An 18,997-nucleotide genomic window follows, 5' to 3' on the forward strand; every position below is an offset into this window, starting at 1 on the left:
GGACCAACGTTGTCGGCATCTTTCCAAACGAGGCCGCAGTCACACGACTGGTCGGAGCCCTGATGCTGGAGCAAAATGATGAGTGGGCGATCACGCGGCGCTACATGACACTGGAAACCGTCGCCGCCATTTGCGACACTACCCCCATGGACCCGGCGACAATCGCCGTCCTGTAACTGCGGCCAAGCCATGGCCGAAGAACAAAGTTACACCATTCCTTGGGACACTATCCCCCCGTTGAAGTGACTCTGAACCCCCGTTGGGGCGCTGGACAGGGCAGGACCATAACTTTTAGGGTGGCGTCACTGAAACCACGATGTTTCGAATCCGTCTCAAGAGGTCGTTAACGGCCCGGCGGAATGAGAGAGTAGGGCGGCTAAGGCGTCGCAGCAGTTAAAGGACAGGCTCGTGAGCAGCACCGGTATGACCTCTCAGGAGGGGCTTTTGCCCCGCCGCCATCCGACCAATGATTTCTTTGTCTGTGATATTTTCGATGCTTTGCCCAAGGACGATCTGGCGACCATGGAGCATCCGATATTCTCGCTCTCGACCCGGCCTGACCGTCGCATTCTGGAATATGCCCACAACGGGACCGAGATCACGGTGACCCCGTCGGTGCGCGGGTTGGCGACGATCCATGACAAGGATATTTTGATCTACTGCATCAGCCAGTTGATGGCCGCGCTGAACGCGGGGCGTGCGATTTCGCGGCACCTGACCCTGCGCGCCCATGACTTTCTGGTGGCCACCAACCGCGAAACCTCAGGCGATGCTTACCGGCGGTTGCGCGATGCCTTTGAGCGGCTGGCGGGCACGCGGATCACCACCAATATCACCACCGGCGCGGTCGAGACGACCCGGGGCTTTGGGCTGATCGAAGGCTGGGAGATCCTGCGCAAAGCGAAGGGGGGGCGTATGATCTCGGTCTCCATCACCCTATCGGAATGGCTGTTCCGCGCGGTGCAGAGCAAATCCGTCCTGACCCTGTCGCGTGATTATTTCAGACTGCGGAAACCTCTGGAGCGGCGCATTTATGAGATCGCCCGAAAGCATTGCGGCCGTCAGGCAAATTGGGTGGTCTCAATCGATACGCTGCTGAAAAAATCAGGCTCTAACTCGCCCCGTCGGGTCTTTCGCAAGATGATCCGGGACATGATCGCTGCCGATCATCTGCCCGATTACGAGATCAATGAAGAGCCCGGCGACAAGATCCGGTTTCGGCGCCGGTCGGTGGTGGTGGAGGATCACGCCATGCCGCAGGTCAGCCCGCAGGGTTTGGATGCCGTGCGCAGGCTGATGCCGGGCTGTGACGTCTATGCGGTGCAGGCGGATTGGCAAGCCTATTGGGGTCTGATGCCGGAGGGGGCAGAATAGTACGTTAAGGGGCTTTGCTCACCTTTTGGGCCATCTATATTCGCCGGTGAGGAGGATGTGGGCCCATCCGAGGGGCGAGATGTGCGCCAAAAGGTCAGGAGAGCAATCCAGTTCCGACCGGCGACGTCCAGCCACAGCTTTACCAAGATGCTTGGTGTTCCAATAGATGATGGTGGCGGCGAGCAGGTTCAGCCCGGCCATCCGGAAATGCTGCCCCTCAGTTGTTCGATCTCGGATTTCGCCTTGGCGCCCGATGCGTAGGGCATTCTTGAGGGCATGGTGCGCTTCGCCCTTGTTCAGGCCGATCTGAGCCCGGCGTTGCATGTCGGCGTCAAGCAGCCAGTCGATGATGAACAGCGTCCGTTCAACCCGTCCGATTTCCCGTAATGCCACCGCAAGCTCATGCTGCCGGGGATAGGCGGCGAATTTTCGCAACAGTTGGCTTGGAGGCATTGCGCCCGCCACCATGGTGGCCGCGCTGCGCAGAATGTCGGGCCAGTTCGAACTGATGACGGGTTCCCTGATCTTGCCACCGATCAAGCCTTTCAGCTCTTTTGGGCAGGATGTTGGATCGAAGAGGTAAAGGCGCTTGGATGGCAGATCCCGGATGCGGGGTATGAACTGGAAGCCCAGCAGAGCGGTGACGGCGAAAACGTGGTCGGTGAACCCGCCAGTATCGGCGTACTGCTCTCTGACCTTTCGCCCGGCGTCGGTCATCAACAGGCCATCCAGAATGTAGGGCGCTTCGTTCACCGTGGCGGGGATAGTCTGGGTGGCGAAGGGGCCGAACTGGTCGGAGACATGGGTGTAGGCTTTCAATCCGGGTTCATGGCCATACTTGGCGTTGATCAGATTCATCGCCTCGCCTTGGCGCGTGGTGGGGAAGAACTGCCCGTCACTGGACGCGGTGACACCGCTGCCCCAGAACCGGGCCATCGGCAAGGCAGATTGGCCTTCGATAACTGTGGCCAGGGCGCGTGCCATCGCCTCGCTTTCGACATGCCACCGCGACAGGCGCGAAAGCTGAAAATAATCATGGGTGTTGGTGGCCCCGGCCATTTTGCTGAGGCCAAGGTTCAGTCCTTCGGCCAGCAGCACATTCAGCATGCCGACCCTGTCCTTGCACGGGACGCCCGTGCGCAGATGGGTGAATGCTTCTGTAAAGCCGATCTCGTCGTCCACTTCGAGCAGGAGGTCGGTGATCCTGATTTCCGGCAGGCGGCTATAAAGATCAAGCACCATGGCATCGGCCTCTTCGGGGACAGCGGCAGTCAGCCGGTCTATTTTGAGGGCGCCGTCTTCGATGAACCCGCCCGGAATGGCACCGGCCCTGGCGGCGCGGGCCAATCGCTGTAGGCCCGCGGCCAGGCGAGACTTCCGATCCGCCAGCCAGGCATCCGGTTCGAACGGCATGGCCAACTTGGGCGTGGCCCGGGCGACTTCGGCTGGGACCAGCACGTCCTTTAGATCGCCATACCTGCGGGAATGTGCGAGCCAGATATCACCGGAACGGAAGGCATCGCGCAGATGGCACAGGACCGCCACCTCCCATAGTCGGTACCCATCATCGTTATTCAGGTGCCGATGCCATTTCGAGGTTCGGCGCAGAAAGGTCACGGGCCGGTCGGCGGTGGTTTCCGTTCCTGCGACGATACCGGCGGCAGCCAGCAACGGTTCGGCCACCGGGGCGGCTTGAATATCGAGCGCCCGCAGCATGCGCGGCGCATAACGTCGGAAACGATGATACCCGTGAACAACGTGCGCGAGCGGATCGGCAGCCAATGTGTCGGTGAGTTGGGCAGCGGTGGCGACAAGCCCCCTGAGCGATGACCAGCCTCCCGCGTTTTGAACGGCCTCAATCAGGGGCGCCTGATCTTCATGCGCTTCCAGCAGCGCTGATCCGAGGTTTGAGAATCTCTGCAAGGTGTCCTTCAGAGCCGCCTTTGCGTCATCCGCCTGGGCATCGCACGCGCGTTTCGCCTCGCGCCATGTCTTCCCGACGATCCGGTCATGGGTTTCGACCACCGCATCGGCAATGGCACTGCGCCATTCCAAAGCGCAGACCGCGACGATGGCAAGGCGGCGGTCGCCTGAAATATCCCGCAGATCGCCGGCGAAATACCGTTCCCCTTGTCGTCGGAGGCGAGCAATGCGGTGAGGCGGCACATCGGACAGGATGGATTGATCCAACGCTATGCCCTGCAAGAATTCAAGCCGGTCGAGCAGGCGGTTTATATCGGCCGAGTTTCGGCCAACCTCGAATTGGCGCAGCCAGACAAAGCGGGTGACAGAGCTGTCCGCGCTTTCAGTCAGTAGTGCATCAAGCTGGCCGCGCAATTCATCATTCAGCCGGTCGGCAATCCGGGTGTCGGTCCGTCGCTCGGCAGCGACAAGTGCATCCGCGCAAAGACGTTCGATAACCGTGATCCCAGGTAGAATGGTCTGGGTCGCCCGGCACTTCTCTACAAAGCGCCGGGCCAGATCCTCGTTCGACCGGGCGGTTTCGGCTTCGCTCTCCAGCCAGGTCTTCAGGTCGCGTGCCCCTCGACCAGTAAACATCTTGTAGCCGTAAAGATTGCGCAGGGTGGCCAGGTGGTCACGGCGGGTTTCCTCCCGCGTTGCATAGTCTGCCAGATCATCGGGTCTCAGCCCGAGTTGCGCCGCCAAAAAGCGCGTCACTGCCGCAGGAATGACCTCACCGGGCGCCAGCAACCGACCTGGGTATCGCAGCGCGCAAAGCTGCAGGGCGAAGCCGAAACGATTGTGGGGGCGGCGACGGGCGCGGATGATTTCCAGATCGTCGTCCGCCAAGGTATAGTGGCGCAGCATCGACGCTTCTTCAGTTGGCATGTCAAGCAGCGCCGCCCGCTGGCGGTCGGTCAGCATTCTCCGGCGGGGCATGTGGTTCCTTCCAAAATCATGAACATGGGTGTCCGTAAGAGGATCGCTCAGCGGACATGTGTCACAAGGGTTGGCAAGGGCAGAGAAACCACACCCCAACATATCTCGTATAGCTGGTACGATTTGATTCGCACATGTGGCCCCTTAATCGTACAATTTGAACATGACTGTGACCAAGATTGGCTATGCCCGCTGTTCGACCGACAAGCAGGATCTGACCGCACAGCGGCAGGCCTTATGCGACTTGGGGGTATCGGAGGATCTCATCTATACTGACCACGGGCTGACGGGCACCAACCGCGCCCGCCCCGGTCTCGACCAGGCACTGGCAGCCGTGCGCGAAGGCGATGTGCTGGTCGTGCCAAAACTGGATCGCCTTGCCCGGTCCGTCCCCGATGCACGCGCTATCGCAGAACAGCTGGAAAAAAAGGGCGTCAAGCTCGCCTTGGGGATGTCTATCTACGACCCGACGGATCCCATGGGCAAAATGTTCTTCAACATTCTCGCTACCTTTGCCGAGTTTGAGGCCGATCTGATCCGGTTGCGCACGAAAGAAGGCATGGCCATCGCCCGTGCAAAGGGAAAACTCCGAGGAAAACAGCCAAAACTCTCTGAAAAACAACAGAAAGAACTCGCGCGCATGCATGCAACCGGCGAGTATTCTATCAGTGATCTGGCTGAGCTGTTCGCGGTCTCCAGGCCAACGATCTACAGAACCCTGCACCGCACAGGGGCCAAAATCAGCCCTTAGCGTACTATTCTGCCCCCTCCGGCATCAGACCCCCTATTGGCTGCGCTCGGGGCGTCCGCAATTGCGCGCGCCAGATGCGGCCTTTGTCGGTTTTGCCAAGATGCTTGCGCAGTCTTCGGAAGATTAAACTCGGCAGCAGGCCTCGATCGCGCTGTCGATGTGATAGAAGGTTGAGGCGGGCATGTTCTCCGACAGGCAGGCGCCGGTGGTTTCGTCAAATTGATCATACCAGCCTCCTCCAAGGGAGGGGGGGATATAGCTTTCCCAAAGCTGGGCGGCGATGTCCGACGGGCGCAATCCGACCGCGGTCTCGGGGCGGCTCATCACACAGGCGGCTTTGAGAAACTCGGTCTGCGGCCAGAGCCTGCGCGTGGTGTCACCATCGCGGTCCGGCAGAAAGCCCGAGGGCAGGCGGCTGTCCTGCACACGCTGCCACATTTCGGGCAAAGGCAGCCCGGAAGCGAGGCCCGTCGTGGCCGTGAAACGATCCGCCAAATAGATCCATTCAGCCAGATGCCCCGGCTCATGGGCCTGCGCAGCGCCCTCAAGGGGGGTCCAGTCGGGGGCGAAAAACTCCAGCAGACGCGCGTCTTTGGTCAGCGCGTGGTCGGCGATCAGATCAAGACAATGCTGCGCCATGGCAAGATGCGCGGGGTCTTTGGTCAGCGCATAGAGAGCGGTCATCGCTTCGAAAAGATGCATATGCGGGTTCTGTCGGCGGGGCTGCCGGTCGGCGGCGGTCTCTCGCCAGCCTTCTGCGCCGCGCAGCCGCGACAATGCCTCTTCCAGACGCGCGATATCGGGGGCCACGTCGAACCCTGCCGCGCCCAAATGTGCTGCGGCCAATACCCCAAAGGCCAGATCATAAAGGTCGTGGGTCTGATCCAAGCGCTGCAAATCGGGCGAGATCCAAGCCGAGAAAAGCCCGGTTTCAGGATCAAAGCCATGGGCCATTGTGCGGCGAAACAGCCGCCAGCCGAGGTCCTGTATCTGCGGATCGGGGCTGCGCGCAAAGACATTGGCTTGGCGGAATTGCACCCGTTGCCGGCGGTTGAGCTCCCGCAAGGGCGCGCCGTGGTAATCGAGCGCTTCCCATACCGTGTCGCTGGTCTGGTCGATCCCGGCTTGGGTCCAGAGCGGCAGGGCGCGGGTTTCTTGCCACTCGGCCAAAGCCGCAGCCCAAGCGGGCAGGGGGGACGGCTCAGCCATCGCTCAAAGGCTCCTGTATTTTGACCAATATATCACACAGGTGCCGCAGCGCGCCGCGCCCGCCGGGATAGGGCAGGATCCAATCGGCGTGGCCGACAACATCGTGATGTGCATCCGAGGGGCAGGCCGTCAGCCCCGCGCGCTGCATGGCGGGGGCGTCGTTGATGTCATTGCCGACATAGAGCATTTGCGTCCAGTCCAGCCCGGCGCGGGCCAGCCAGAGATCCAGCGCGGCCACCTTATCGTCGGTCGCGGCGATCACCTCGATGCCAAGCTTGGCCGCGCGGGCCAGCACCACCGGGTTGCGCTCTTTGGAGATGATCAGCCGCTGAATCGTGCTGTGGCGGGCCAATTCGGCCAGCCCCATGCCATCGCCACGGGAGGTCATGACGGTCTCGCGCCCGTCTTGGTCGGTCATCACCAGATTGTCCGTATGCACCCCATCGAAATCCATCACCAGCGCGCGGACCTGCGCCAGCGCTTTTGCGGGCGGCGCGCCACAGGCGGTGGTGCTGGCCATGGTGCTGGCCAGATCAAGATCGGCCAGACTGTCGATCTCCAGCGGCGGCTGATCGACCGGGCAGAGCGCCACCGGGCCACAAAAGCGCTGTCCCGTGGCCTCGAAAAGATCGGCCTGCACGCAGTAGATCGCCCCATTCTCGCGGTATTGCGGCGGCAGATCCTGACGGCGTTTGCGTTGTTGCTGGTGGTCGTGGTTCTGGCCCACCCCAAGGCCCTGCGCATCCAAGCCCCATAGAAAGCTGTGATCTTCCACCACCGAGAGGGCGCAGGCGGCCTTGGCTTCTGTCACAGCCGCCAGACAGGCATCGATGTCATCCGCGCTGATGAAGGGAGAGGTGCATTGCAAAAAGGTCAGATGCGTCAGCCCCGGCAGATCCGCCCGAACATGGGGCAGGGCATGCAGCCAGCCCGCTTCGGAACTGGCGGTATCGTTTGAAATTTCTGCCGGGCGGTCAATCACCTGAGCGCCGTGATGCCGCGCCTCGGCAGCAATGGCCGCATCATCGGTGGAGACATAAACGGCGGACTGGCTTTGCGCCGCGACAGCCGCGCGCACCGCCCGGCCAATCAAAGACATCCCGCCAACCCGGCGCAGGTTCTTGCCCGGCACCCCCTTCGATCCGCCCCGGGCGAGAATGACAGTGGCGCAAATGGTCTGGGGCATAAGATGATCCGTTGGTTTGGCAAAAGATGTTTCACAGCCGTCTTAGGTCTGCAATCCCTCGCTCGCAACTCGCCACACAGAGCTGGGGGCGTTTGCGACCGGTCAGGCGTGGCCAAGCCGGGCGAGTATTTGTTTTAAGCTCACGCGCCAGTCTGGCATCTCTAGGCCGAAACTTTTTTCGGTGGCGCTGCAATCCAGCCGGGAATTCAGGGGCCGACGGGCCGGGGTAGGGTAGGCGTGGCTGGGGATCTCGGTGACGGCGCAGGTGATCCCGGCTTGCTCGAAAATCTCTCGCGCCACCTCGGCCCAACTGGCGTGGGGCTGGGCCTGATAGTGGTAGGTGCCGCTTTTCTCCGGCGCGGTCTTGAGCTGACGTGCGATGGATAGGGCGGCGCCCGCGATGTCATGGGCGGCTGTGGGGGCGCCGATTTGGTCCGCCACGATGCGCAATGCATCGCGGTCGGCCCCTAGTTGCAGCATAGTTTTCACAAAATTCCGACCATGGGGGGACACCACCCATGAGCAGCGCAGGATCACATGCGGGCCCTGCGCGGCGCGCAACAACGTTTCGCCAGCAGATTTCGAATGGCCGTAGACATTGAGCGGGCCGGTGGGGTCATCGGGCTGCCAAGGGCGGCTGCCCGAACCGTCAAAGACATAATCCGTGGACAGATGCACCAGCGGGATCGCCGCCTCGGCACAGGACTGTGCAAGTTCGCCGACAGCCGCCTCATTGACCCGAAAGGCGCGGTCTTGCGCGTCTTCGGCCCCATCGACATCCGTAAAAGCCACGGCATTGATCACGGCCTCGGGCCGGTGGTGGGCGATGGCATCGGCAATGGCCCCCGGGGTTTCAAAGTCGACCTCGGCCCGCGACAGGCAAGCCCCCCCGGTGAGCGGGGCCAGTTCGCGCGCCAGTTGCCCTGATTGGCCGAAGGTCAAGATCATCCGATGTACCGTCTTCCCGCCACTTCTATCAGGCGGGTTATCGGCCAGCAGGGCGGGCTTGTCATTCAGAAAGTCAAAATCACCTCGGTCAGATCCGCGGCGCTGACCCCATCTTCGAAGACGATTTGGTTGTCGCGGGAGAACCAGAGCACCACATCGTCTTCGACCACCCGGGCAAAGCGAGAGACGATGTCTTCGGCGCTGGACAAGCCTTGGGTGAGCGCCAAAGACAGATGCACTTCGTCCTGAAGCTCCAACCCCGATAGCGTGTCTTGGCCGTGGCTGGCGTTGAAGATGAACGTATCGGCCAAGGTGCCGCCACGCAGGAAATCATCCCCCGCGCCGCCTTCGAGCGTGTCCCGACCTTGGGCGCCAAACAATTCGTCGTCCCCGTCGCCACCGCGCAGAAGATCATCCCCCGTGGCACCGAACATCGCATCATTGCCATCGCCGCCATGCAATTCGTCCATGCCGATATTGCCGTAAAGCGCGTCATTGCCCGCGCCGCCTTCGAGCGTGTCATAGCCGAAGCCGCCTGAGAGATAGTCATTGCCCAGCCCGCCTTGCAGCGCGTCGCGCCCTTCGCTGCCATAGAGCGCATCATCGCCTGTGCCGCCGTCCAGCGTGTCCCAGCCGGTGCGGCCAATGATCGTATCGTTGCCGCCTTCGCCAAAGGCGATATCGACCCCATTGCCGGGGCTGATCCAGTCATGCCCGGCACCGCCATAGATGAGATCGACGCCGGTGTTGGACAGGATCCGGTCATTGCCGCCGCCGCCGTGCAGGGTATCGGCCCCGGTGCCGCCGGTCAGCGTGTCATTGCCCGTGCCGCCATAGAGCAGATCGGTCGAACTATCGCCCCAGAGCTGATCGTTGCCTGCCGCCCCTTCCAAAGTGTCGGCACCCGTGCCGCCCCGAAGGATGTCGGCGCTTTCGCCCCCGGTTAGCCGGTCATGGCCCGCGCCGCCCTCCAGCGTATCCCGGCCGTTCCCCCCATCCAGCAGGTCATGGCCTTCGCCGCCATTGAGGCTGTCATTGCCGTCCCTGCCAAAGATCTGATCATCACCGCCCAGCCCATTGATGATATTGTCCGGCGTGCCGCCTTCCAAAAGATCCCCTTCCTCTGTCCCGTCGCGCAGGATCAGGTTCTCGGGCCGCTCTTCGATGGGGGTCAGACGGGCGATGCCCAGCATGTCCGTGGCCAGAAAATCCTCAAGATCAAGAGCGCGCTGGTCATCGGTGCGCAGGATCAACCGCTCATCCGCAAAGCGCACCTCGGCCCCGTCGGAGCGGGAAATCACTTCGATCTGATGGGTGGAATAAAGCCCCGACCAAGCGCTGAGATCGACCCGGTCCAGCCCGACCTGAAAATCCATGATCGTGTCGATCTGCCCATCGCGGGCCAGCACAAAGAGGTCAGCCCCATCGCCGCCCGTCAGCCTGTCCGTGCCGGCACCATCAAGCAGGATGTCCTCGGCATTGCTGCCGGTCAATGTGTTGTTTCTGTCATCGCCCACCCGCAGCAGACCATCGCCCGGATCATAGACCACATGGGTCAGCCCCGGCTCGTTTTCGGAGCTTGCGATCAGATGGACCATGCCGTTCTGCGCGACCAGCGACAGGGCATTGATATGGCCCAGCCCCAGCGTCTGCGTATCGGCGAGGGTTTCGAGATGCAGCAACTGACCATTGGGCAAAAGCTGGAACAGGCTGACCCCTTGGTCGGCCCCGCTGACCGCCACATAGGCTTGGTCCCCGACCATCAAGGTCTCCATCACGGTGATATCGTCAAAGCGCGTATCAAGATCGTCTAAGACATGATCGCTCACCCGCATGGCCCCGCCTTCATCCAGTGCCACGACGCTCAGCGATCCGCTGCCTGCGGCGGCCACCAGCAGATAGTTTTGCCCGCCTGCGGAGACCCCCTCAAGCTGGGTGATGTTGCTGACCCAAAGCCCGTCTTCGACCTCAAGACGGCCCACGGCATTCAACTGGCCTGAACTGCTCAGCCGAAAGGCACTGATCCCCGCCTCATCGCCCGAAGAGGCGGCATAGACATAGCGCAGCCCCCCCTGTTCCACACAGGCCAGCCCCACGGGATTGCCGAGAAACAGCGTGTCGTTGTCATTCACCGTGGCCCGCCGCTGGATGTCACCGGCATTGGCATAGTCAAAGACCGACAGTCCGGCCCGCCCGGCAATGCTGGCCACCACCATGGTGCTGGCGCCAAACTCTACGGCCAGCATCTGGCCTGTATCGCCAAAGCTGCCGCTTTGTTGAGAGAAATAGGTGCGGGCATTGATCAAGGACCCCCCGGCGTCTTCCAGCAGGGTGTCGAACAGATCGCCTGCCACGGCAACGCTGGCATTGCCCGCCGTGAAGGGAATGAAACTGTCGCGCTGATAGGTGCTATCTTGATAGCGCAGGACGCCGTTTGACAAAGTAAACGCCCCCGACCAGAGGCCGCGCCCTGCATGAAAGGTCAGCGTGTCTTGTCCGCCGTCCCCGTCCAGTTGAAACCACGGCAGGGTCGCGCCCTGCACCGGGCCCGGCGCATCCGGCTCGGACCCATCCTCTGCCCATGATAGATGTACACTGCGAATGATCCGCCCCATCGCCCCACTCCTTTAAACCCAAGGAAGAGACTGCCCCACAGCCAAGATCAGCCCATGGTCGGAACATGGCGAAAACAAGGGCTATCTACAGGTTTTTGCGGAGTTTTTAGCGGTTCGCTTTACTTTGAATTATCCATCGTGCGCTTGTGAACATCCAAGGCTTCTTCGATATCGTCGTAAAATTGCGCATGGCCGTCCTCCAGCACCACCCCTGATTGGCAAAGGTTGCGCATTTCCGGAATAGAGTGGGTCACCACCACGGCGCCTGAATTGGCCATGCGATCTTTGAAGACCTCCGCGCTGCGCGTGCGAAAGGCCCGGTCCCCGACCGAGGTGACCTCATCCACCAGATAGGTATCAAACTGGATCCCCATCGAGACCCCAAAGGCCAAACGCGCCTTCATGCCCGAGGAATAGCCGCGCACCGGCAAATAGAAATTCCGCCCCAGCCCGGTAAAGTCGCTGACGAAATTCATCAACTCATGGCTGTCGACCCCATAGATCCGAGCGATGAATTTGGTGTTCTGCGCCCCGCTGAGATCGCGGTGGAAACTGCCCGCAAAGCCCACCGGAAAGGACAGCGACCCTTGGGTCACCATCTCGCCTGAATCGGGGTTCATATTCCCGGCGATGATCTGAAGCAGGGTCGATTTGCCCGCCCCGTTGCGCCCCATCAGTGCCACCGAAAGGCCGGTGGGGAAGGTCAGGTTCACGTCCTTGAGCACGTATTTACGCCCCCAGCGGGTGGGGAAGCTTTTGGAAAGGTTGCGCAGTTCGATCATGGGGGCGCCTTCCTATCGGCGATCCCGCAGGGAGTAGTAAACCAGCGCCAGAATGGCCCATGCGATTGTCGAAAAGAACGCAACAAGCAAAAAGATCATCAAGCGGCGGGGGTAGATCGCGCTTTCCGCCTCGGTTGGGCCGACATAGGCCGCCAGATAGCGGCTTTGGCGTTGCGCCTCTGTTTGGGCGCGGTCGAAATTGGCGACGGCGGTGGCGTATTTCTGCTCTGCGAATTCACGTTCGACCAAAAGCTGTTCGAATCTGGCAACCATCGTGGCGTAATTCTCGCCATCCGCGACATCGCCGCCCTGTCCGAATTGCTGGCGCTCCTGATCGATCCGCGCGCGGATCGCCTCTAGGCGGCCTTTCACTTGCAGAATGCGCGGGTCGTTCTCCGGGGCCTTGCCGACCAGAAGGTCATATTCGATCAGCGCCTCGCCCAATTGCTGCTGGAGCGAGGCCAAGAGCCCCATCTGCCCTTGAATGGCCGCCTGCGGATCGACGATCTGGGTGCGCATCCGGAACTCCGTCAGGCTTTGGCGGAGCGCTTTGAGATCGGCCTGAGCACGCTCTAGATCCTCACGGGCATAGCGGGTCGCATCGTCTCGGGCGATTTGCGACAATTCGTTGATCATCTCCGAGCTTTTGGAAAACACCAATCGCGCGACCCGTGTGGCGGTTTGCGGATCGAAGGCGCGCACCTCAAGCTCCAAAAGTCCGGTGCTGGGCGCATAGGAGACGCGCACCACCCGTTGCCAGTAGTCTACCAGTTCTTCGATGGTGGCGTCGGGGTCCAAACCAAAGAGGGGGTCTTCGTCATAAACCGCCCCATAGAGACTGCGCAGATCGATTTCTTCGTCCACCCGCCGGACCAATTCCTGCGAGCGCACATATTCAAACAGGATGTCGCTATCGCTGGAAGAACTGGAAGAGACATTGCCCAAAGTGGTGAGCAGGTTGGAGACCAAAGGTGCCTCTTCGCGGCGCACGGTAAAGCCCACTTCGGAGACGAATTGATCTTTGGCCATCGTATAAAGGTAGTAGCCCGCGCCGATCGTGGGCAGCAAAACCAGCAAGATAAAGCTGAAAGCCAAGCGGTAATGCCGCTTTCGCATACGCGCAGGCCCCGCCACAGGCGGCACCGGGGCCTTGGGCTCTTTTTTGGGTTTCGCCTTTGGTTTGGGGGCCGGTTTGCTCTCCGCCTTGGGCGTGGAATCCGAGGCGGCCTTGGGGGCTGGTTTCGGCTCTGAACTGGGCTTTTTAGGGGGGGTATCCGCGGCGGGCGATGCCGGATCGGAAGAAGAAGTCATTGCAGTTTCCAGCCCAAATTCAGATATACTGACTTGGCATTTAGTATAGCATGAAAGACGGTGCAGCAATGACCAAACAGGCTTCTTCCCCGTCAGCTAACCCCGCGATTCCGCCGGCCGCGGTGCCGCAGTTGCGCTTTCGCACGGCCCGGGCGATAACTGCGCTGGTCATTCGCGAAATGACCACCACCTATGGCCGCTCCCCGGGGGGGTATCTTTGGGCCGTGGCGCAACCTGTGGCGCTTATTGCGGTGCTGGCGCTGGCCTTTTCACTCTTGCTGCGCAGCCCGCCTTTGGGCACGAACTTCACGCTCTTTTATGCGACGGGGCTTTTGCCTCTTCGGATGTTTCAGGCCCTATCGGTCAATGTCGGCGGTGCCTTGCAGTTCAGCAAGCCGCTGATGGGCTATCCCCGGGTGACGTTTGTCGATGCCATTCTGGGGCGGGCGATCCTTGCCGTGCTGACGCAATTCATCGTTTCGGTCATCATTCTGGGCAGCCTGTATTTATTCAGCCATACCAGCGACACGGTGAATATCGAGCGCGTTTTTCTGGCCTATGGGATGATCATCGCTCTGGGGCTGGGGATCGGCACGTTGAATTGCTTTCTCTTTACCCTGATGCCGGTTTGGCGCTTGGCTTGGGGCGTGGCGACAGGGCCTTTGGTGTTGATTTCGGCGGTGATCTATCTCTTCGAAGACCTGCCGCTCATTGGGCAGAATATCTTGTGGTATAACCCGTTGGTCCACGCCATCGGCATGGCGCGGGCGGGCTTTTTCAGCAGCTATCATCCCAATTATATCAGCGAGATCTTCGTGCTGACCTGCGCTTTGGTCCCCGCCTTTTTCGGCGTGCTGATGCTGCGCAAATACGGGCGCTCGATCCTCTATCTTTAAGAGCTGGGCAGTTCTTGTCGGATCTGAAAGTCGCGGGCGTGGAACCGGTCTACCGTTTCCAGCACCCGGATGCCCAGATCGTCAGGGCAGAACATATCCTCAAGCCATTGCGGGTTCAGCGCCCCCGGCTTCAGGTTCAGCAGATCTTCGGTCGAGGTGATGACCCCGCTGCCCTGAAACATCTTGCGCATCGGCGGCACCAAAGGATCACGGTAGGCATCGACAAAATCGAGATAGACCATGCAGGGCAGGCCCGCCCGCAGCAGGTCCATCGCGGCGGTCGATGTGCAGGTGATGCCCAAAGCGGCCGTCTCTAGCGCCTCTTCCATGGTGATATCTGTTAACAAAAGGTTGGGCGGCAGGGGGCCGAGCTGCGCCATCAATCCGGGGTAATCATATTTTTCCAGATGCAGGTGCTGGCGGTTTTCAGACGGCAGGTGGCGCAGTTTGATAAAGACACGCCGCTCTGGATTGGCCTTGGCAATCGCGGCCATGACCCGCAGCATATGCAGCCTGCCGCGCAGGGTGGAAGGGCTCAGGGCTTGGGTAAAGAAATAGATATCGCGCCGGTCTGCCAGATCCGCCGGGGGGGCTTTGGCCCGCATCACCGAAGGATGGCCAAAGCCGATCTCTTGCCAGCCCTGCGTGCTCTGGCCCACCTGCTGGGTATAGTCGGCAAGGGCGGAGCGCGGAAACAAATAGACCGCGTCACAATTGCGACGCCGCGCGAAGCCCTGCGCGGGGAAAAAGTCCAGCCCGCCAAGAAAGCTGAGGACGCAGGGGCGGTTGCCCGACCAGCGCGCGACAGGGCTGTTCAAGGGCCGCAGCATGGCGCGGTAAATGCGGCTGGTGAGAATGGCGCGGACCGAGGGATCGCGCATCAAGCTGACCAGTTGCTTGCCGCCCAGAACCCGGTCGGGCCCTTGCGGCAAAAGCTGCGTGATCTGCCGGTAAGAAAGGGCGCTTTCATCGGTGAACCAGACCATCTCTATCAGGCAATCCGGGTCTGCCGCCTGCAGCACCTCGCGCATACGTCTAGCAAAGATCAGCGTGGAATCGTCACTAAAAAGGATCACGATCGGGCGCTGCGCGCGGTGTCGCTCCTGCGCGGTCCGGCGGCGGCTGCGCACAAGGGCGAGGGTCTTCTGGCGGGGGCCGGTTGCGGTCATTTCAGTGTCGCCTCAAACCGTTCAAGCTGCTCAAAGACGCGGCGGTTATGGGCGCGGTTGGCCGGATAGAGGTGACTGGGCTGGAAACGCTCGGCCTGTAGGAACTGCGCCACCATGCGGATCGGCCAGCCGACAGCGGGCCTGCGGGAGAAACGATAAAGGCGTTTGCCGGTTCGAGAATTCTTCAGCTTGCCAATCATGGGATCCCTCTTTGATGCCTCTAGTTACGCTGCGCCAAAGGCCATTGTAAACGGGTCGCGCGGCCCCTTGTCGGCCTTAAGGGTTTATGCGAATTTGCCCCTCCCAAATCCAGGCTTTAGACATTCGATGACAAAGACCACCTATGTCGTTGCAGGCAACGGCGCCTCCTTGGCGCAACCTTTCGAGGGCCGCATCCTGGGCAGCGATTTCATGCTGCGGACCAATAATTTCTTTTTCGAGCCGCGCAGCTTTCTGGGGCCGCGTGTCGATCTGGCGGTCATGGGGGGCGATCCGCGGGTGGCGCCCTTCATGTTCGAAACGCTTTGGCAGTGCCGCAAGACCTATGATCTGCGGCATTGGACCAGCCATAATCCGGCGGTGGTTAGGGCAGGCAAACGGCGCTTTGCCGAAAGTTACAAACCGCTCTCTTTCGGCCCTCCGTCCATCGCGCCGCAGGTGCAGGCGCTGATCGCAAAATATGACCGCAAGCCGATGACCGGCACCTATGCCTTGCTTGCCGCTTGTGGTTTGCATATGGCCGCCCCGCCCGAGACCCGCGGCGCGATTATTCTGGCGGGGATGGATCTCTACGGCACCGATACCCGCTACGCCTATCAAAGCAGCAAGAACCAAATGGCGCTCTTGGGTCATGACCTGAACCACCGTCGTCTGGACAGCCGGTTGCATGATGTCGATCTCGACATGGCGATCATGGCGCTGGTGCAGGCGCATACCGACGGGGCGGTTTTGCGCACCTCCAGCAACAGCCGCTTGGATCACATCATGGATCTGGCCCCCAAACGCGCAGGGGCCCCGCCTGAGTGCGTGCCGACCCACCCGCCCAAAGACTGGGCGGCTTGGGCGGGGGGGTATCCGATTGCCCTGCTGCGCATGCTACGATGGGGGCGTGCGCTGATCCGGCCTTCTTGATAGCCTGAAAGCCACCCGGTGCCGCAAAGGACAGCCTATATGCTCTTGCCTCTTTCTTCCCGCTTTCGTGATGGGCCCGCAGACGCCCCAACACAGGGGGCCGGGTGATGAAGCTTTTGGTAACGGGCGGGGCGGGGTTCATCGGATCCGCGGTGGTGCGGCTGGCTGTGGCGCGGGGCATCGAAGTGATCAACCTCGACAAGCTGACCTATGCCGCCTGTCTTGAGAATGTCGCCGCCGTGGCCCAAGATCCGCTTTATCATTTTGAACAGGTCGATATCTGTGACCGCGCGGCGCTGGCGGATGTTTTTGCCCGCCATAGGCCCAGCCATGTGATGCATCTCGCGGCGGAAAGCCATGTGGACCGCTCCATCGACGGGCCGGACGCTTTCATGCAGACCAATATCATGGGCACCTTCGAGCTGCTTCAAGCGGCCCGCGCGGCCGAGGTGCAGCGCTTTCATCATGTCTCCACGGATGAAGTCTTTGGCAGCCTTGGCCCCACGGGGCAGTTCACGGAAACCAGCCCCTATGATCCACGCTCGCCCTATGCGGCCTCGAAAGCGGCCAGTGACCATCTGGTGCGGGCCTGGGGCGAGACCTATGGGCTGCCGGTCGTGATCAGCAATTGCTCCAACAATTATGGCCCCTACCATTTCCCCGAAAAGCTGATCCCGGTGGTCATCCTCAATGCGCTAGCGGGCCGGGATATCCCGATTTATGGCGATGGCGCGAATGTGCGTGACTGGCTTTATGTCGAAGACCATGCCGATGCACTGCTGCGTGTCTTGCAGGAGGGTGAGATTGGGCGCAGCTATAATATCGGGGGCGAAAACGAGCGCTCCAATATCGATTTGGTCCGCGATATCTGCGCGCTTCTGGATGAAAAACGCCCCAAGGAGCGCCCTTATAGTGACCAGATCACCTTTGTTAGAGACCGCCCCGGCCATGATGCGCGCTATGCAATCGACCCCGATCGCATGCGCCGGGAGTTGAATTGGCGCCCTTCCGTGACCCTTGCCGAGGGGCTGGAGAAGACCGTGCAATGGTATATCGACAATTCTGTCTGGTGGCAGGCCTTGCAGGATCGGGACGGGGTTGGCAAAAGACTGGGGGAAGGCACCCATGGTGCCTGAATTCATTTAGTTATTAATAACTTGTAAAATCAATTAGGGCCTACCGCAGAAAACTTGAATTTTGAGTGGGGACTGGGGCAACACGGATGCGCCCCCCGGTGACCACGGCTTGATAAAGCACCCTGCCAGCCTGAGTGGAGCGACACCATGGAACCGATCTATCCCATCATCCTATGCGGCGGCGCTGGCACCCGCCTTTGGCCCGCCTCGCGCAAAGCCTATCCTAAGCAATTCGCAAAGCTGATCGGGGATCATAGTCTCTTTCAGATGACCCTGCGGCGCTTTACCGGGCCTGAATTCGCCGCGCCATTGGTGATGACGGAAAACGAGTTTCGCTTCATGGCGACCGAGCAATGCGCCCAGATCGGTCTGGCAGATGCCCAGATCATCGCCGAACCTTCCCGGCGCGACACCGCGCCCGCGATCCTTGCCGCGGCGCTGCTTTTGCAAGACCAGCCCGATGCTTTCATGCTGGTGGCGCCCTCTGACCATCTGATCGGCGATCTCGAAGCCTTTTACGCAGCCCTGCGCACGGCGCGCGCGGCATCGCAAGAGAGTGGCGCGCTGATTACATTCGGGATCACCCCCGACCGGCCCGAGACCGGCTATGGCTACCTCGGCCTTTCCGAGGCCCCCAAGACCGCGACGGCCTTGCGGCTGAGCAGTTTTCACGAAAAGCCCAATCTCGCCCGGGCCGAAGAGATGCTGGCGGCCGGGACCTACCTTTGGAATGCGGGGATTTTCATGTTCCGCGTGCGCGATATTCTCGCCGCCTATGAACAACATGCCCCCGACCTGATTCCGCTGTGCCAAGAGGCCGTGGACACCCGCCATGGCGATTTGGGGTTCACCCGTCTGGGGGCGGCCTATGACAAGTGCCGGGCGATCTCTTTCGACTATGAGATCATGGAAAAAGCCGACCAAGTCATGGCTGTGCCGTTGAGCTGCGCCTGGTCCGACCTTGGCGCTTGGGATGCGCTCTGGCAGGCGGCGGGCCCCGATGACGCGGGCATGGCGACCCATGGCAATGTGACCGCGATCGACTGCACCGACAGCTATCTGCGCACGGACGAAGGCAACACCCATCTGGTCGGGCTGGGGCTGAGCAATATCGTGGCCGTGGCGATGCGGGATGCGGTGCTGGTGGCCGACAAAGCGCATCTGCAGGACGTGAAACAGGTGGTCACGCTGCTGCGGGAACAAGATGTCCCCCAAGCCGATGACTACCCGCGCTTTCACCGGCCTTGGGGGTGGTATGAGACCCTCACCAAGGGGCCGCGGTTTCAGGTCAAACAGATTATGGTTCATCCCAATGGCACCCTGAGCCTGCAAAGCCACCATCACCGGTCAGAACATTGGGTGGTGGTCGAAGGCACAGCCGAGGTGATGATCGGCGACGAAACACGTCTCGTGACAGAGAATGAAAGTGTCTACATTCCTTTGGGCACCAAACACCGGCTCGCCAATCCGGGCAAACTGCCGGTTTACCTGGTCGAGGTTCAGACCGGCAGCTATCTGAACGAAGACGATATCCTGCGCCATGAGGATATCTATGGCCGCGAATGATCCCGCGCCACGGGGTTATTTA

16 protein-coding genes are annotated in these 18,997 nt (G+C 61.0%); 7 read left to right on the forward strand and 9 right to left on the reverse strand.

The annotated features are described in order from the left end of the window. Together A3722_RS23755 and A3722_RS00415 are read left to right on the forward strand one after the other, a co-directional pair. The coding region (locus A3722_RS23755; RefSeq protein WP_201721927.1) for a transposase at positions 1 to 176 on the forward strand (176 nt) is incomplete at its 5' end. A gap of 247 nt (positions 177 to 423) precedes the next feature. Beyond that, entirely contained in the window at positions 424 to 1,374 is a 951-nt protein-coding gene (locus A3722_RS00415; protein WP_067623852.1) for a replication initiator protein A, read from the forward strand. Positions 1,375 to 1,392: 18 nt separating this feature from the next. On the opposite strand, the gene A3722_RS00420 is transcribed toward A3722_RS00415, so the two are convergent. After that, positions 1,393 to 4,275 carry a Tn3 family transposase gene (locus tag A3722_RS00420; protein ID WP_067623854.1) on the reverse strand — a complete coding sequence of 961 codons (2,883 nt, stop codon included), beginning with the start codon at positions 4,273 to 4,275 and terminating at the stop codon, positions 1,393 to 1,395. 163 nt (positions 4,276 to 4,438) lie between these two features. Between A3722_RS00420 and A3722_RS00425 the strand changes: the two genes are divergently transcribed. Beyond that, the gene (locus A3722_RS00425) at positions 4,439 to 5,026 is read left to right on the forward strand and encodes a recombinase family protein (protein WP_067623857.1); all 588 of its coding nucleotides are present in this window, start codon (positions 4,439 to 4,441) and stop codon (positions 5,024 to 5,026) included. A 123-nt stretch (positions 5,027 to 5,149) separates the two neighbouring features. On the opposite strand, the gene A3722_RS00430 is transcribed toward A3722_RS00425, so the two are convergent. The 6 genes from A3722_RS00430 to A3722_RS00455 all read right to left on the reverse strand — a co-directional run bounded on the left by A3722_RS00430 (position 5,150) and on the right by A3722_RS00455 (position 13,077). After that, positions 5,150 to 6,235, reverse strand: a complete 1,086-nt coding sequence (locus A3722_RS00430; protein ID WP_067623858.1) for an AGE family epimerase/isomerase — start codon at positions 6,233 to 6,235, stop codon at positions 5,150 to 5,152. Continuing rightward, entirely contained in the window at positions 6,228 to 7,421 is a 1,194-nt protein-coding gene (locus A3722_RS00435; protein ID WP_067623861.1) for an acylneuraminate cytidylyltransferase, read from the reverse strand. Before A3722_RS00435 ends, A3722_RS00430 begins: the two co-directional genes overlap by 8 nt. 102 nt (positions 7,422 to 7,523) lie before the next feature. Beyond that, positions 7,524 to 8,369: a dTDP-4-dehydrorhamnose reductase gene (gene rfbD, locus A3722_RS00440; RefSeq protein ID WP_067623864.1), complete on the reverse strand. Its 846-nt coding sequence runs from the start codon at positions 8,367 to 8,369 to the stop codon at positions 7,524 to 7,526. A 65-nt stretch (positions 8,370 to 8,434) separates the two neighbouring features. Beyond that, positions 8,435 to 10,984: a calcium-binding protein gene (locus tag A3722_RS00445; RefSeq protein WP_067623865.1), complete on the reverse strand. Its 2,550-nt coding sequence runs from the start codon at positions 10,982 to 10,984 to the stop codon at positions 8,435 to 8,437. Positions 10,985 to 11,103: 119 nt separating this feature from the next. Then, positions 11,104 to 11,766, reverse strand: a complete 663-nt coding sequence (locus tag A3722_RS00450; protein WP_067623868.1) for an ABC transporter ATP-binding protein — start codon at positions 11,764 to 11,766, stop codon at positions 11,104 to 11,106. 12 nt (positions 11,767 to 11,778) lie between these two features. Next, positions 11,779 to 13,077 carry a sugar transporter gene (locus A3722_RS00455; RefSeq protein WP_067623870.1) on the reverse strand — a complete coding sequence of 433 codons (1,299 nt, stop codon included), beginning with the start codon at positions 13,075 to 13,077 and terminating at the stop codon, positions 11,779 to 11,781. Positions 13,078 to 13,145: 68 nt separating this feature from the next. On the opposite strand from A3722_RS00455, the gene A3722_RS00460 reads away from it, so the two are divergent. Then, positions 13,146 to 13,973 (forward strand): ABC transporter permease, encoded by an 828-nt coding sequence (locus A3722_RS00460; protein WP_067623872.1) that lies wholly within the window; start codon positions 13,146 to 13,148, stop codon positions 13,971 to 13,973. Here A3722_RS00460 and A3722_RS00465 read toward each other — a convergent pair. Beyond that, positions 13,970 to 15,142 (reverse strand): DUF6716 putative glycosyltransferase, encoded by a 1,173-nt coding sequence (locus A3722_RS00465; RefSeq protein WP_067623875.1) that lies wholly within the window; start codon positions 15,140 to 15,142, stop codon positions 13,970 to 13,972. The genes A3722_RS00460 and A3722_RS00465 overlap by 4 nt on opposite strands. After that, the gene (locus A3722_RS00470) at positions 15,139 to 15,342 is read right to left on the reverse strand and encodes a hypothetical protein (RefSeq protein ID WP_067623878.1); all 204 of its coding nucleotides are present in this window, start codon (positions 15,340 to 15,342) and stop codon (positions 15,139 to 15,141) included. The genes A3722_RS00465 and A3722_RS00470 overlap by 4 nt, the downstream gene beginning before the upstream one ends. A 127-nt stretch (positions 15,343 to 15,469) precedes the next feature. On the opposite strand from A3722_RS00470, the gene A3722_RS00475 reads away from it, so the two are divergent. The 3 genes from A3722_RS00475 (at position 15,470) to A3722_RS00485 (ending at position 18,975) form a co-directional block, all read left to right on the forward strand. After that, a complete protein-coding gene (locus A3722_RS00475) occupies positions 15,470 to 16,273 on the forward strand; it encodes a hypothetical protein (RefSeq protein ID WP_067623880.1) in 804 nt (267 codons plus the stop codon). Between the two features lie 107 nt (positions 16,274 to 16,380). Beyond that, positions 16,381 to 17,409 (forward strand): dTDP-glucose 4,6-dehydratase, encoded by a 1,029-nt coding sequence (gene rfbB / locus A3722_RS00480; RefSeq protein WP_067623883.1) that lies wholly within the window; start codon positions 16,381 to 16,383, stop codon positions 17,407 to 17,409. Positions 17,410 to 17,556: 147 nt separating this feature from the next. Further along, entirely contained in the window at positions 17,557 to 18,975 is a 1,419-nt protein-coding gene (locus A3722_RS00485; protein ID WP_067623886.1) for a mannose-1-phosphate guanylyltransferase/mannose-6-phosphate isomerase, read from the forward strand. Positions 18,976 to 18,997: the final 22 nt, after the last annotated feature.

The organism is Sulfitobacter sp. HI0027, assembly GCF_001634775.1.
Taxonomy (GTDB): Bacteria; Pseudomonadota; Alphaproteobacteria; order Rhodobacterales; family Rhodobacteraceae; genus Sulfitobacter.